Raw genomic sequence first — 16,275 nt, forward strand, 5'->3', positions numbered from 1 at the left:
CGGGCGCCTCAAGGACTGGCGGCGCGTCGCTACCCGCTACGACCGCTGCCCGATCGTCTTCTTCTCCGCGGTCGCCCTCGCTGCCACCGTCATCTTCTGGCTGTGATCAACGAGTCCTGATCCTAGGTCACACTCAATTTTCGAGTTGAGGTGGCCAGTATGGAATGAGGCTTTGGCAAAATTCGAAGGATTGTTTTACGAATTGATCTCTTAGCATGTCCTTTGGATCATCGGAGAGCTTAAGGATCACCCCATGATGAAAAGGACGAACGCGGAAATCACCGAGCAGATGCTCGCAGATGCTAGGCTGTGAGAAATATGTCAGCCAACCGATGCGATGATGCACCTTCCAGAAGGCACGATCGAAATGCGTTACGGCAAAGCGCGCGTCTTCCGGACCGAGCGCTATGATTAACCGCTCCAGCAACAGCTCTACCTTTGCCGCCTCGTCACGCGATTGAGCGACCGCGCTGGGGAAGCTGATATTGACATGCTCGTACATTCCTTCCGGCCGGCCCAAGCTAAACCAGACAGACCAGCTGACGCTATCATCTGGATGGGGCCGGAGCGGATTTCGGGGACTTGGAGTGTAAAATCCGTTCTTGGTCGTAGATAAATGCGGGACCGAGTCCGCATTATAGCTCAGAGACTCGGGATTATGATTTCTTGATCTAGAATTGGTTTTTCGCAGCTTGACGATGGTGTCGGTGAAAACCTTCTCATCCTCGAAACTGATTGGTATCGGCTTGTTGGGCTCCCCTGTCGCTATCCACTCGTACGCATCGGGAAAAACATCGCGCAAAATTAGCAGCACATTGCGCTCCAATCTGGAGGCATCTCCCAATGTGCGCCGGCGCGATGGAATCCTTATACGCAATTCCGCAAAATCCGCGTCATACAAAGACATAACTATTTAACCTCGGGAGCTTCTACACTAACTTGAATAATGATTCCGTTTCTTGCGAATAAGTTCTGCACGCTTTCAGCCCTGTCTCGGGTTGCCACCCGCCATTCTATTTTAGCACCCGTTCCTTTTGCGGCCGCCACCTGGTCTTCTGCCTGCTTCAGAACGGATCCACTGCTAAACGGTTTATCAATCGGCCAATCGGCATAATTTTTGGCGTCGATCAATGTATTGGTCTTGGGATCGTAGCCATCGAAGTGAACTCCGTTGACCTGATACTCGATCCCCGGAGGCGCACCCGTCACCTGGCATTGGTAACATTGGTCAGCCGGCTTGCCAAAGGGACCGTTCTTGACCCACGTACCGGGGCCGCCGTCTGACTCGCCCACGGTGTAGCTGGGATTGTGCGAGGCATTGGTCAGCACGTTCCCGCTCTCGACCGGCGTCGTCAAGCCATAGCCCGGCAGCGCGCCCGAGCCCGAGAAGTCGGGCGTGAACCCCGGCAGCACCCCCTGCGGCGTCACCGTCGGAAACGCCTCGAACTGCCCGCGCGCGCGATCGTCCGGATCGATCGCGCTCGTGCCGATGTTGCCCAATCCCGGCGTATGGATCAGCGTCGGCGGCAGCGGCGCGAGTTCCGCCATGCCGAGCGCGAGTGTCGCGCCCCCTAACACACCGGCCTCCGCCGAACGCCCCCACGGTCCGGGTAACCGCGTGGTGACCTCGAGCGTCGCGCCGATCTCGCCCGTATAGCTCGACGCCGTCGTCGCTCCCGGTACGCTCGCCAGGCGGGCGACGAGGGCGGGGTCGGTTTGCGTGAGCAACGTGGTGACCGTCGCGGTCAGGCCACCCTGCGCGGCCGCGTCGAAGAGCTTGCCCACCGTATCTAGCAGCGGATCGTCCGGCTGGTGGCATGATGACCCGGGCGCGGTCAGGCAGCTCGCGTAGGCATCATAGGCCGCCGCAATTTCCTCGGCGCTGCCATAATGACCCGCGGCAAGATGCTCGAGCGCCTGCTTGAATGGAGGGCTGTTCTTGATCAGCGACCGAAGGTTGGTGTCGACCACCGTGACCTTCGGTTGAACGAGCCGATGGCCCTGCTCGAGCGAGTTATTCTCCGTCTCGACCTGCGCGCTGGTCACCGCGCCGTGCGCGTCGAGCCCCGCGCCCGCAGTCCCCGCCGCCACCAGCGTGGCCACCAGCTGCTCGCGCGCCTGCTGCGCCGCCAGCGTCAGCGGCTTGCCGTCCGCGTCGGTCGCACTCGTCGTGCCCCTCGACAGCAGGTCGTTGAGCACCACCGCCGACGCCGCCCCCAGCGCCGCGCTGCCGCAGTCGCCCGCGCCGCCCGCCGCCTGCCCGGCGCACCCCACCACCGCGTGCAATCCCGCGCGCGCCGCCTCACTGCCCAGCGTCGCCGCGCCGTCACCGTCGCGCAGCCCGTCCGCGAGCCGCTTCACCTGCGTCGCCGCCAGCCCCTGCAGCACGTTCACCGCCGACGCGCGCGCCAGCCCGCCCAGCGACCCCGTCACGTCGCCACCCGCCGCGCCGCCCAGCCCCGTCGCCACCAGCCGCACCGCGCTCCCTGCGCCGTAGCGCTCGTGCAGCTGGTCGGCCTGCTGGGTCAGCCGATCCGCGTCCTTCGGGTCACCCCGCTCCTTGGCCTTTTTCGCCTGCGCGCGAAGGTCCGCCTCGTCCTGGCCCTTCTTGGCGAAGAACGCGCCCGTCTCGCTGGTCAGCACCTGCGCCGCCCAGAACCCGTCCGCCACCTCCTGCCGCTTCGTGTCGGTGAACTGCCGCCGCAGCGCCCCCGCGTTGGCGGCGCCCGGATCGCGGCTGATCGTCTCCGCCACCCGCCGGCTCGCCGCGTCGCCGCTCGTGAGCGTGATCGCGCCGGCGGAGATCGCCGCGCGCGTCACACTCGACTGCTCGCCCCCCGCGCCCAGCGCCACCGGCACCGCCGCGCTCAGCCGCCCCAGCCCGCCCAGCGGCACCCCCGGCAGCGGTGTCGCGCCGCCCGGCCCCGCTTGCCCCGCGCGATCCGCCCCGATCCCGCCGATGCCGCCGCCCAGCGCCACCTGCCGTGCGCGCCACGTCTCGCTGTTCTCCAGGTCGCTCGCGTGGAGCGTGCGCGTGGTGAGGCTGTTCTTCGACTCCTCCGCGGTCGAGGCGATCACCCCGCCGACCAGCGTCGTGTCGCCCGCCACCCGGAGCGAATAGCCGCCGTCCCCCGCATAGATCCCCGACTGCTCGCCCACGCTCGCGAACGCGCCCAACTGCCGCCCGCTCGACACGTTGCCGCTGAGCGAACCCACCCCGCCGCCCACGCCGATGCTCCCCGACACGCCGCGCGAGCGCGCGTCGTAGCGACTTGTGTCCTGCCGGCTGGTGATCTCCAGGCTGCCGACATCGCCGACCACGCGCCGGCCCGAGACCGTCCCGCCGTCCAGCACCAGTGCCCCCGGCGTGATCACCGTCGCCGTGCCGCCCGCGCTCAGCGCGCCGTCCACGTTCGTCACCGTCTCGCCGGCATAGCCGCCGCGCGACGACGACACCCCCGCCGACACCGTCGGACCCGAGAGATGCGGCGCGTCTTTCGCTAGACCCACCTGCGCCGTCACCCCCAGTGTCGCGCCCGAACTCCGCGACCGGCCCGACTGGCGGTCCTGCTCGACCGCCGCCTCCACCGTGATCTTGCCATTCGCGCCCACCGCGAGATCGGTGTCCGCTCGAACGCGCGAGCCGTGCACGTCGACCGTCCCGGTGGCACCAGGCCCGGTCGCGACGATCGTCACGTCGCGGCCCTGTACCTCGCTGCCCATGACATGCTCGTCGTGTTCGCTGTCACTGGCGCGCGCGCGCGACACACCGAACGTCGCTACTACCGACGCGCCCAGGTCGCCGCTGCCCTTGCCCAGCGCATCGACCAGGCCCTGGCCCGCCTCCGCCGCGTTGACCGCCGCCATCCCGCCGGCCAGCCCCGCCACCGCCGCCACGCGCGCATTGCCCGTCCGCGCCGCGACCCCGCCCATGTCGAGCAGATTGCCCGCGCTCTGCAGCAACTGGCTCTGCACTCCCAGCGTCACGCCGAGACTCGAGCTCCTCGTCGCATGATGCGCGTCGCTGCTCTCGAGCGCGGCGTCGATCACCACCGAGCTGCCCTGCAACCCGACGTGCCCGCCCGCGACCGTCTGGCTGCCCGTGATCGACAGCGCGCCGTCGCTGCGGATCCGCAGGTCGCCGTTCAGCGTCCCCACCAGCGCGCCGTGCTGCCGCGTGTCGCTCTCCGCCGCCTCGCTGCTGGTCCGCGCCGCGCCGACGAACAGTCCGCCACCGCCCAGCGACACCCCGCTCTTGCGCACCGATTGCGTCACGTCCTGGCGATCGTGCGTCGCCAGCGCGTCGATCGTCACCGTGCCGGCGGCGTCGATGTCGACCCCGTTCGAGCCCACCACGTTCGATCCGGTGACATGCACCGCGCCCTTGCTGAGCACCGTCACCATCTCGCCCGACAGCGTCGAGGCGACCGCCTGTTCCTGGTGGGTCGTGGTATCGCTACGTCTCGACTGCGACGAGAGCAGCCCGGACCGGCGCGACACGGCGGTGACGTGGCTGTCGACGCTGTCGATCACGCCGGTGACCGCCAAAGACCCCGCCTGCACGTCGAGCGCACCGCCGCTGATCAGCGTGCCCCCGCGCACCACCAGCGCACCCGCCGTCTCGACCCCGAGCCCCCCCGCCGCGTCGATGCCGGAGAGCTGGTGGGTCGTGCCGCGCGCGTCGCTCGTCACCGAGCTCCGCTTGCCGGTCTGCTCGACCCGGCTGGCCGACCAGGTCTCCTCCGCCGCGGCGATGGTGATGCCCTTGCCGGTGCTGAGATCGACCCAGCCGCTCGCCTTGTCGTGCGTCGTGATCGAGCTGCCGATCATGTCCAGCGTGCCGCCCGCGGCGATCGACACCGGCCCCACGGCGTCGAGCGTGGTGCCGGTGAAGCGCGTGCTGGTGTCGGTCTCGCTCGACCGGCGCGTCGTCGCGCGGCTCCGGGTGGTGGCGCTGCTGCCGCCGAGCGTCACGTCGCCGGCTGCCGCGAGCGCGATACTGCCCTTCGACGTCAGGCCGGCGGCGTTCAGAGCGATATCGTTGCCGGCGACGAGCTGCGTGCCCGCGCTCGACTGGATCGTCGCGCCGGTGATCTTCTCGGTGCTGGTGACGCGCCCGTCAGCGAACGCGACATTGCTCGCCTTGACGATCCCGCTGCTGATGTCATGCCCCGCCTGGAGCGCGACCACACCGCCTGCAGTCCCTTGCCCGCCCGGCAGCGCATAGCCATTGGCAACGAGCGTGCTGCCGCCCTGTAGCACGATGTCGTGCGCGGCCTTTGCGACGACGGTCCCGCCCGCGATCGTGCCGCCGCTGGCGTTGACGATGTCCCCGCCGCTCGCGCTCAGCGCGACGATCTGGCTCGCGCGTAGCGTGCCCGAGTTGGTGATGCCCGCTGTCGTGGCGATCGCGACATTGCCGCCATCGATCAGCGCGCCGCCGCTGATCGCCTTGGGGTCGGACGCGGCGAGATATACCACCGGCACCAGCACGTCGCGGTCACCGATCCTGGTGCTGACATACCAGACCATCGGCGCGGTCAGCTTGGCGACCTGCTCGGGGGTGAGCCCCACGCCGAGGTGCAAGCCCAGCCCGGCCTGCTGGTCGGCGGCGTTCCAGAGTAGGTGCTGATATTGGTCGAGCGCGGTGCCGAATTCGCGCAGCGTGGCGTGGCCGGTCGCCGCCTGCACCTCGCGCGTGACCAGCATCGCCTCCAGGAAGCCGTCGCCCAGCCGCGCGTAGGTGGTCGCGCGGTCGGGCGCGACGCGCTGGAAGAAATAGCCGGAGTCGTACAGCTCCGCCTCGGATTGCAGCCCCTTGTTGGTGGAGAAGAGCGCGGTGGTCGACGGGTTGTCCGAGTAAGTGAACAGCGAGGCGTTGGAGCTGGTGAGATTGAGGCTGGCGAGGAACTGGCCGAGGAAGGTGCCGAAAGGCTGGTCGGACAGGGTCGGCAGGTTCGCGCCGTTCAGCGCGGTCACCAGCCCGGCGACGAGCGGCGCGGCGCCCTGCACGCCCGGCGCGGGGCTCGCGCCCAACGTCACGGCGGGCGCGCCGGCCGGCGTGTTGAGCGCGATCGGGTTGCCGGCGGCGAGCGGCGCGTCGGTGACCGTGCCCGAGGTGAGCGCGGAGGCGGCGACGTCCACGGTGCGATCGGCGACCGCGCCGATATGTCCCTCCTCCACGACGGGCGCGGCGGTGGAACCGATCACGCGCGCGTCGAGCGCGGCGACCGTACCGACGCTCCCGCCGGTGCCTGAGATGGTGCTTCCGAGCGCGGTGAAGCCCGCGCGGTCGCGGTGGGCGCGCGCGGTATTGAGCGCCGCGCCGGCGCCGCGGCCGGTGAGTGCCACGACACCGCGCGCCGAGATGTTGCCATCGGGAACGGCGACGCTGCTCGCCTTCGCCCCGGTGGCCGAGCTGGTGGAGGCGGATGCGTTGTTGCCGGTGCTGCCGGTGTCGGGGGCCGCTCCGGCGGGCGAACGTCCCGGCGCGGCATGTTCCACCTTCTGCGCGACGGTGAACGTGTCCGGGCCGACGAGGTTGTTGGCGACGTTGTTGAATGTGGCGGCGTTGATCGTGACGGTACCGCCGGCCTGGATGATGGTGGGGGCGCCGGGCAGCACTGAATTCTCTAGCGAGCGCGTTCCGCCGATATCGGTATTCGTCGCGAGCAGGTCGGCCATGTTCGTCACGGTGTCGCCGGCTTCGATCGTGATGTCGCCGCCGGCTAGAACGGAGGAATTCCTGTTGACGACCTTACCGCCCACGGCGTTGATGTGGATGTGGCCGCTCGAGAGTATCGTTGCTGTTCCCGTATTCGCAGTAACGGCTAGGCTCGGCGGCCCATCTTTGACCTCGTAGTCAAGATAATATTCCGCTGATGCACCGCAACCACTATAAGAAACAAGCACCTTTGTATCGGAGATACACTTGAAGGAAGCTCTCGCTCCGTTCTGCAACGTTCCCGACCATCCACAGCCGACCCGATTAAACAATTCGTTCACTGGTACGGGAGGATTTCCGACTGGCATTACCGCTCTCTTGGCCCCAGAGCCAGGAACGGGAGAGATGATCAGCGATTTTATCGTGTTGAAGAACGATCCCCCCTTCAGAGTGATGTCAACACTCCCGCCCAGTGACTGGATCGTCGCCGACTGATTCAGCACGTCGTGCGCGCTGATCGCGATATCGCCCTGCGCCAGGATCAGCCCGTGTGCACCGTTGCCCTGGTCGTCACCGACATAATCGTTGGTGAGCGTGCGCCCCGCCGTGAGCGACATCGCCTGCCCCGCGTAGAGCGTGCCGACATTGTAGAGGTCGCCCGCCGCCACCAATGTCAGGTTACCCGACGTTGCCAGCAGCCCCGAGTTGCGGATATTCGCCGCTTCGATCCGGTAATTGCCCGAGGGCGCGAGGCTGCCGCCGTTGACGAAGTCGCCGCCGAGGAACAGCCCGGTATCGGCCGCCTTGAAGGCACCCGCCCGGTTGAGGAAGCCGCCGCTGCCGACCTGCACCACCAAAGTCTTGGCGGTGATCCCGCCGTTCGCGCCGCTCGCCTCGTTGACGACGTCCCCGCCCGCAGACGTGAGGAAGATCGCGCCGTCCGACCATATCGCGCCCTTGTTGGTGAGCGTTCCGCCGGTCTCGATGTCGATGTTGGCGGCCGCGCCGATATCGCGCGCGACCGCGACCCTATTGGCCGCCCCGCCGCCGGCGGTGAGCGAGCCGCCGGCCGTGATCGTCGCGGTCGTCGCGGACAGGCTGATCCGCCCGCCCGACGCGGTCGCACCCGACAGCAGGACGTCGCCTGGCGTCAGCCGCGCCGTTACCCCCGCCGGCGTGGCGCCGGTGGCGACGAAGCGGACGCTGTTCTGCCCCGAGTTCAGCCCGGCCAGCTGCATGGCCGAGCCCGAGACGAACAAGCCGTTGCCGGCGACGAGCTGCGCCGCGCCGGTGGACGTCATTTCGCCGCTCGCGTCGATGCGCAGCGTCGCCCCCGCCTGCATCGATCCGTCGAGCGCCAGCCCGCGCAGGCGCAGCCGACCCGGCGCGACGCTGCTGCTGTTGGCGAAGCGCAGGTCGTGCCCGGCGAGGACGCCGAGAGTGAGCGGAGTGCCGGAGGCGTCGGTGGTATAGCGCGCGCCGATCACGGCATGACCGGCGGTGAGCGCGAGGTCGTGCGTGGCGACGATCTGCGCGGAGCCATCGACGATCAGCGCGCCGGGCATCGTCAGCGTCAGATCATGGCCGGCGCTGAGCTTACCGGCGATGCGGGCGGAGATCGGCGTCGCGGTGACATCATAGCTCGTGTCGTTGACCGTGACCGGCCCGGTGCCCGCGACCGTGTCGGCCGTGACGAAGGTGAGATCATGCCCCGCGTTGATCGCGCCGCCGCTTGCCAGCGTCAGCGTGCCGCCCGCCAAACTGATGTCGCGCGTCGCGCCGATCGCGCCCTCGATCGCGACCGCACCACTGCCGCTGGCCGTGATCTGGGCGTCGCGCCCCGCCAGCAGCCGGCCGCCGGCGCCGATCCGGACGGCAGCGCTGCTCAGCGCGACATCGCCCTGCGACGCCAGCGTCGTGCCGTCCAGCGCGAAAGCCGATAACGTGCCGAGCCGGATGCTGCCGAGATAGCTGGCGAGCTGCGCGCCGGCCTGCACCGCGAGCGCCGGCGCCGCGCCGCCGCTGAACCCGGCGAGCGTGACGTCGCCGTTGCCCGCCACGCTGCCCCCGACCGTGACGCGATCGGCCTTGATGCCCAGCGTACCGGTGGTGCCGACCGCGCCGAGCAGGTCGATCGTGGGCGCCGCCAGCGAGAGCGCGGCGTCCGAGACCGCCGGGCTCTCCTGCGCGTCGCCCGACAGCGTCGTGCCGAACCCGGCGAGCGTCAGTCGCGTGCCGCTGGCCAGCGCGACGCCGCGGACACCTTGCAGCACGCCGCTCGAGATCAGGTCGCCGCTGCTCGCGACCGCGAGCGCCCCGCCGCTCAGGATCGCGCCGCCGTTGGTGAGGCTCGCACCGCTGAGTTTGACGTCGCCGCTGCTGCGGAGCGCCGCGCCCTGCGCCACCTGGACCGTCGCGATGCGGAGATCGAGCGCGTCGCCCGCCTCCACCACGCCGCCGTCGACGGTGAGCGCGGCGGTGGCGAGGCGCAAGGTGCGGTCGGCATGGATCAGGCCCCCGCTCGCGATCGTGCCGGCGGTGATCGCGACCGCGCCCTTGCTGCCGTCCGCCGCGGCGCTGGCGACGACCTGGCCTCCATTGTCGAGCGCGGTGGCCGACAGCGTGATCGACCCGCCGCGAGCGATACTCCCCGCGCCACCGGCGAAGATGCCCGCCCCCCCGCCGTTCGCGATCGTCCCGCCGGCGACCGTCAGCGAGAGGTCGCCGAGCGCGACGAGCTGGCCGGTCGAGGTATAGCCGCTCGGCTGACCATCCTTCAGCGCGACCGAGAGATCCTGGTTCGATTGCAGCAGCCCGTTCTTGCCCAGCGTGAGCGTGGCGCCCTCGGCCACGACGCCGCCGTTCCCCACCGCTTGCCCGCCGTCGGCGAGCGTCATCGCCGAGGCGCGAAGCGTCAGCGCGCCGGCGGCATAGACACCCCCGCCGTCGCTCAGCGCACCGCCGAGCGTCAGCGTCGCGGCGGTGAGCGTCACGCTATCGTTGTTCGACAGGATGGCGCCGGTCGAGCGCAGCGCACCGCCGGTCGTGATGCTGATCGCGCCCGGCGTCGCCGCGCCCTGCATGCCGGCGCTCACGCTGCCGGCGTTGGTGACGTCGCCGGCAGCGGAGACCGTCATGCGGCCGTCGCTCTGCAGCGACGCGCCGCTGGCGAGCGCGAGGTCGCCTCGTGTCGACGTGATCACGACACTGGTTCGGCCGAAGCTCATCCCCGTCAGCGTGATGTCGCCCGCGGTGGTCACCGACAGTGTGCCGCCCGCCAGCGTCGCGCTCGTCAGGCTGGCCGCAGCGACGCTGAGGTCCTGCTGCGCCGCGACCGTGCCGTCGTCGGTCAGGGCACCGCCGGCGGTGAGGCGGACATTGCCCGCACTGGAGAGCGCGGCGGCGCCCGCACCACCGGCGCGATCCTTGCCGAGGTGCAGGCTCGTCCCCGCCTCCACCGTGACGTCGCCGTTCGCGGCGATGGTACCCAGCGCGTCGATCGCGCCGGTGGCGGTGAGATCAGCCTTGCCCGCGCCGCCGCTGCCGACCGCCCGCAGGCTGGAGGCGCTCCCCAGATCGAGATCGCCGCCCGATGCGGAGAGACGAAGGTTGCGCCCCTCCAGTTCGCCCGCGACCTCGAGCGTCCCGGCGGTGGCCGAGAGCGTGATATCGCCCGCGCTGATGAAGCTGCCCCCCAGCGAGAGGCTCGCCGCGGACAGCGTCACGTCGGTGCCGGTGGAGATCGTGCCGCTATTGACCAGGCGCGGCACATCGAAGGTGATGCTGCCGGTCGAGGCGATCAGCCCGGCATTGTCGAGCACGCCGCCGCTGTGCAGCACCATCGTGCCGGCGATCGCGGGCGCGTTCGCGCCTTCGGGGACGCCGGCCCTGAGCACCCCGGTCGTCGCGAGCGTCAACGTGCCGCCGATGTCGGTGGCGAGATCATGCGTCGCGGCCAGTCTGCCCCGGATCGCCGCGTCCCCCGTCGCGCTGAGCGACACCGACGCCGCACTGGCGTCGGCTTCTGGCGCGAGCGTGACCCCGCCCCCGGTGGCGGCGAGCGCGAGCATCGACCCGCCACGCAGGACGCCGCCGAGCTGAAGGCTGGCGCCGGAGAGCGCGATCTTGCCTTGGGCCTGGCTCGTCCCGATGTGCGTCAGCACTCCGCCGGCAGCGAGCGCGATGGCGCCGTTCGCACCGAGCCGCGCCGCTTGCGTCAGACTACCGCCAGCGGTGACATCGATCCCCGTGAGGCCGATGAGCGTGCCACCGAGTGCGGCGTTCCCGCGGATCGTCGCAGCGATTGCGCCATTGGCCGTCACGGTGCCGCGTGTCGCCAGTGTGGCGCCGTCCAGGGCAACGTCACCGAGCGTGACCAGCGTGCCGCCGAGATCCAGCGCGCCGGTGGTGACGCTGCCGCGACCCGTGACGTTCACGACCCCATCGAAGACGACGGCATCATCACCCCGCACCGTCAGGTCGGCGAGGGCGGTGACCACCCCCTGACCGTCGACCGTTCCAGCGGTGACCGCGCCGCCTAGGTGCAGCGCGCCGGCGCTGTCGAGCACCACGCCGGTGGTGCCGAGCAGCGTCGCGCCGCTATCGAGCGACGCGGCAGTGAGACGAAGCTCACCGCCCGCCTGCAGCACGGCCCCGTTCATGAGACGCGTGTTTCCGCCACGCAGCGCCAGCCCGCGCGCGCTCGCGATCGTACCGGTGACCGCGAGATCACGGGCCGCTTCCACCGAGACGTCGCCGAGGGCGGTGACCTTGCCCCCGACGATCATGCCATTGCGCGCGGTCAGCTCGGCGCTCGCGTCGCTGCTCAGCCGCCCGGCCAGCGCGATGGTCTTCGCGGTAAAGGCCAAGGCACCCTTGGCCAACGCGGTGCTGCCCGCCTGAGCGGTAAGGTCCTGGTCGGATCGCAGCCGCAGCGCGCCGCCCGCACCGAGGTCGGCACCCTCGCCCAGGCCCAGCGCACCGCCCGCGGTCACCGACACATCGCTCGCCGACAGGATCCGGCCCGACAGGTCCACCGCACCCACACCGGCGATCGACATCGTGCCGCCGCTCTCGGTCAGGCTGCCGCCAGCGAACGTGACGGTGCGGCCGGTGAGACGGAGCTCGCCACCCGCAACGGTCTTGCCCGACAAGACGAGGTCGCGTGCATCGATCGTCACCTGCTCGGCAGCGACGCTGCCCGCCGCGGTGTAATCCGCTCCGGTCACGACCGAGAAGATCTTGCCTGCCGACGTCGTACCCTGATGATCGAGCCGTCCGGCATAAGTGAGGCGGACATCATCGTCGCGCGAGGCCAAGGTGCCGGCCTGGGTGATGTCCTGCGTCGCGGCAATACCGACCGGCCCCGCCCCCGCAAGCCTGCCGCCGATCGCGACGGCGAGACTGCCGATCCGGGCGTCGACCGATCCGTCGCTCCAGACTTGCCCGGAGACGGTGAGGACATGCGAGGCGAGGGCGGCGAGATCGCCCCTGGCGGTGACCGATCCGGCGATGTCGATGTCGGCGGCGGAGAGCGTCAGCTTGCCGTCGGTCGCGAGCGTGCCCGGCGTCAGCGCCGCCGGCTGCGGCATCATATATGACGAGCCCGCCGAGCTGCCATCGGCCGGTGGGATCGCGGTACCGCTATCGTTGGATCCGCTCGCCGTCGATGGGGCGGCCAGTCGCTGGGTCGCGGGCGCCGGTGCGTCCGGCGCAGAGCTCGCCGACGGGGCGGCGGCCCCCGTATCGGTCGCATCGCGCGCCCGGCCGATCGTCAGCCGCCGGACCGCCGTGAGAGCGACATCCTCGGTCGCCTGGATCGTACCGGCGAGGTCCAGGTCGGTTCCGCTCGCGGTGATGGCGATCTGGTCATGGCCAGCGATCCGTCCCGAAAGGGATACGGCCGATGCGTCGAGACGAAGCGGCCCACCGCTCGTCAGTCTCCCCGCGACGCTGGCAGTGCCTCCGACACGAAGGGTGCTGGCGCCGCTCGCCCAGAAACCGCCGCTCACCACCAGATCCTGCGCCGCGGCCAGGTCGAGCGTGCTGCCGCTGCGCAGCGATCCGGCCAAGTCGAACGTGGCGCTCGTCGCGGATAATCCGGCTTTCGCGGTGATGACCGAGTCAGCCGAGAAGACCGCCTCCCCGCGCACCGTGACGGAGAGCGCGCCATCCGTGGTGATCGTGCCCGCAGCCACGAGGCTCGACGCGCTCAGCGTCGCGTCGCCGCCGGCAGAGAGAGCTCCCGACAGCGCGGCCGTGCCGCCGATCGCTGCCGTCAGCGCGGTACCGCCTTGGAGCACACCGGAGGAGGCGAGGTCGCGCGAGATGGCCAGATCGAGCGCTGTCCGCGCGACGATCTGCCCGGCATTGACCGCGTCGCCGTCGACGGCGAGGTGAAGCGCTCGGGCGCTGGAGATCAGTCCTTCGTTCTCGAAGTGGGTGAGGTCCAGCGCCAGCGCGTCGCCGCTCTGCAAGGCACCACCCGAAGTGACCGTGAGATCCGCGCTTGGCATGCGAACGCCGGCGAGACCCGAGGCGCTGCCCGCGAGCCGCAGCCGCGGCGCGTCGAGCGTGAGAAGGCCATCGGACGTCGTCGTGCCCGAGAGGTCTAGCGTCGGTGCGCCGAGGGTCAGGTCGCCGTGCGCCAGCAACGATCCGCTCGACGCGAGCATATCGGTCGCGCGCAGCGACAAGGCGCCGCCGCTCGCCACCGCGCCGCTGTTGGTAATGACAGGAGCGGTCAGCGTGAGCGGACCCGCGGCCTTCACGTCCGCCGCTTGCGCGAGCGTCGTGCCCGCGGTCACGTCGAGCGCGGCATGACTCTCGATGGCACCACCCTGCCATAGCGCGCCCTGGCTGCTGATCGTCGCCGCGCCCAGCGTCAGGATGCGGCCTTGTATCGCGAGATCGCGCACCGACGACAGCGAGAGCGTCCCGCCCGATTCGAGGTCGGCTCCGGGCGCGAACGCCAGCGTCGTCGCGCGGACCCCGAGCGGCCCCTGATGCGCGACGATCGTCTCGCCCACCAGACCAATTCGGGGTGCCACGAGCGACAGCCCCGTGCCCGCCTGGGCGAGCCCTGCCTGAACGATCTCGCTAACGCCCGCGAGCGACATCGTCTCGGCAGCGATCAGACGACCTCCGTTGACGAGGCGGTCGGCGGTGATCGTGACCACTTCGCCACTCAGCCCGCCGGCATGCTCGAAGCTACCGGGGGTAAGCACCGCCAGTGTGCGCGCCGCCAGCATCTGTCCGCCGTCGTCGCCAACGAAGGAGGCGGCCGCGACGCCGAGGTCGGTCCCGGCAGACAGACTCCCGCTGAGTCGGAACTGCCCCGCTATCTCGACTGTCGCGCCTCCGTCGGTGATCGCGCGGCCCGACAGCGCCAGCGTATCCGCACGAAGCGCGAGGCTGCTCCCGGCCGTGGCAGCGCCGGCGAGATCGATGCTTGCCGCCGTCAGTGTCAGCGCACGATCGGTCGCCACGGTCCCCGCGAGCGCCAGCGTGCCCGCCGCCAGCAGGCTAACGTCGCCCTGCGCGCCGACCTGCGCCTGCGCCGACACCGTCAGATCGCGGGCTGCGGCGAAGGTCAGGGCGTCACGCGCGGTCGCCACGCCACCGATCGCCAGGGCGCCGGCATCGACTCGCAGGGTGGTGCCCGCGCGCAGGTCGGCGTCGAGCGTGGCGACACCACCGACCGTCACGGCGACGGGGCAGGCGGCGCTGACCTTGCCGCCGATCATGGCATCGCGCTGCACTGTCACGCTCAGGTCGCCACCTGTGGCGACAATACCCGTCGTGACCAGCGTCATCGCTTCAAACGACGCGGCCGCGCCGCCGCTGATGATACCCGCGCTGACGAGCACCGGGGTCGAGAGGGTGACGCCACCGTTCGTCTGAAAATGGCCGGTCGACGCGATCTCGATCGAGTCGTCCGCCCGCGCATCTGCGGCGCGCAGCCCGATGGCGCTGCCGGAGAGCGTGATGTGACCGCCGGAAAGAGCCAGCGCTCCCGAGGCCTGAAGATCGCCCGACAGATCAACCGCGTCGCCCACGACCGCGATGTCGTCGCCAGACCGCACGACACCCGTGGTCCCGAGCGTGATCGAGCGGCCCGAGAGATGCAGGGCGCCATAAGCGGCGAGCGAACCGCTCAGAGCTATGGCGGTCCCGGACAACGCTACGGCGCTCTCCGATCGGACGAGTGCCGACGCGCCGAGATGGATCCGGTCGGCCGAGAGCGCCAGGGAACCGGCGCTGTGCAGGGTTCCGGTCAGATCGATCACGTCGCCGCGCAGCACCGTCTCGGCGCTCGACGATATCGCGCCCGCGAGGTGCTGTTCGTCCGCGGTGAGCTTGATCTTGGCACCGACGATCTGCCCGTCGGCCGCCTGACGCAGCCCCGCGGCCGTCACCGCGATTCCGCCGCCCGCGGCCAATGTGGCGGAGCCGACGTCGGTCACGCCGCCCGATCGCACCGTCAGCGTGGCCGCGCCGCTCGGCCGGCCAGATGAATCGACCCCCGCATAGACGCCCTTGCCGGCCAGGCTGACGCCCTGCGCCGCTCGCAGGTCGACGTCGCGCGCCGCGGCGGCGACGCCGTCACGCTGCACGATGCTCGCGCCATCGATGGCAATGGCACCGCCGACCCGGAACTGGTCGGTCAGGGTCACCACCGCACCGCTCGAGGCGATGGTCGCGTCCCCCGACGCGCTGACCTTGGCCACGGCGATCGCCCCGTCGCCGGTGATGGCGAGCGACCCGTCCAGCGCGGCGACGGTACCGACCAGATTGATGCCGAGGCCGGCCCCCGTACCGATCAGCCGGATACGGTTGGCGTACATGCCGCCCAGCGCGCTGGAGTCGAGCGCGACGCCGGTGGCATCGCTCCCGGCGCCGGCAGCCGCGCGGGTCGCGTAATCGACGGTGCCGCTGCCGGCCGCGATCACCAGGTCGCGCGCATAGACCGCCGCGTTGATGTGGGTGACGGCGGCGATGATGTCGACATAGTCGACATTGCCCGCGAGCAGTCCTTTCCCCTCCGTGGTGACGTCGGCGCCACTTTTGGCGAAGCCGGTGAAGGTGCTCTCGCCGCCGAACTGAAGTTGAGCCGCCGCCAGGCTGACTCGCGACATGTTGAGAAAGCCGCATCCGTCGCAGGTGATGCCCGACGGGTTGGCCAGCACGAAGGCCGCCTGTTTGCCGAACATCTCGATCGGCCCGGCGAGCGTGCTCCGCGCGCCACCCGTCACCTCGTTGAGCACCAGGCTCGCGTTCTGGCCATCCGCCAGATGAGGGTTGGCCAGTAGCATCCCGCCGATCGTGCTGCGATCGACGACGGGGCTGTTGTTGAGGATCAGCCCCTCTTTGCTCACCGAGAAGCTGTTGTAGACGTTGTACGAGGTTCCGTTCTTGTCGGGCGCGGCGATGTTGACGATCGGGGTGCCCGCGGGGGTGACGTCCAGCGCGGTCCGCCGATCGGCCGGCTGAAGCGGCGGCGCTGTGATGGGGGCGGTCGTCTGGGCGCACGCCGGCGAGACCGCCGGCGACAAAGCCGAGGTCGCCAGCGCCGCTGCCATCAAGCGATGCAAGGCGCGGTTCGGCGGAGC

Annotated in this window: 2 protein-coding genes and 1 pseudogene; 1 reads left to right on the forward strand and 2 read right to left on the reverse strand. The window is 70.1% G+C overall.

The features are described 5' to 3' along the window. Window positions 1-106, forward strand: a pseudogene (locus K7957_RS09765) (IS5 family transposase); the annotation flags it as partial. Window positions 107-133: 27 nt separating this feature from the next. On the opposite strand, the gene K7957_RS09770 reads toward K7957_RS09765, so the two are convergent. Continuing rightward, window positions 134-907, reverse strand: a complete 774-nt coding sequence (locus K7957_RS09770) for a hypothetical protein (protein WP_223011829.1) — start codon at window positions 905-907, stop codon at window positions 134-136. 2 nt (window positions 908-909) lie between these two features. Continuing rightward, window positions 910-16,245: a two-partner secretion domain-containing protein gene (locus tag K7957_RS09775; protein ID WP_223011830.1), complete on the reverse strand. Its 15,336-nt coding sequence runs from the start codon at window positions 16,243-16,245 to the stop codon at window positions 910-912. Window positions 16,246-16,275 lie beyond the last annotated feature (30 nt).

The organism is Sphingomonas yunnanensis (genome assembly GCF_019898765.1).
GTDB classification, from domain to species: Bacteria; Pseudomonadota; Alphaproteobacteria; order Sphingomonadales; family Sphingomonadaceae; genus Sphingomonas; species Sphingomonas yunnanensis.

Excerpts from the sequence above, each read along its gene's own strand:
- K7957_RS09775 (WP_223011830.1), bottom strand. The coding sequence starts at position 16,245 with ATGGCAGCGGCGCTGGCGACCTCGGCTTTGTCGCCGGCGGTCTCGCCG.
- K7957_RS09770 (WP_223011829.1), bottom strand. The coding sequence starts at position 907 with ATGTCTTTGTATGACGCGGATTTTGCGGAATTGCGTATAAGGATTCCA.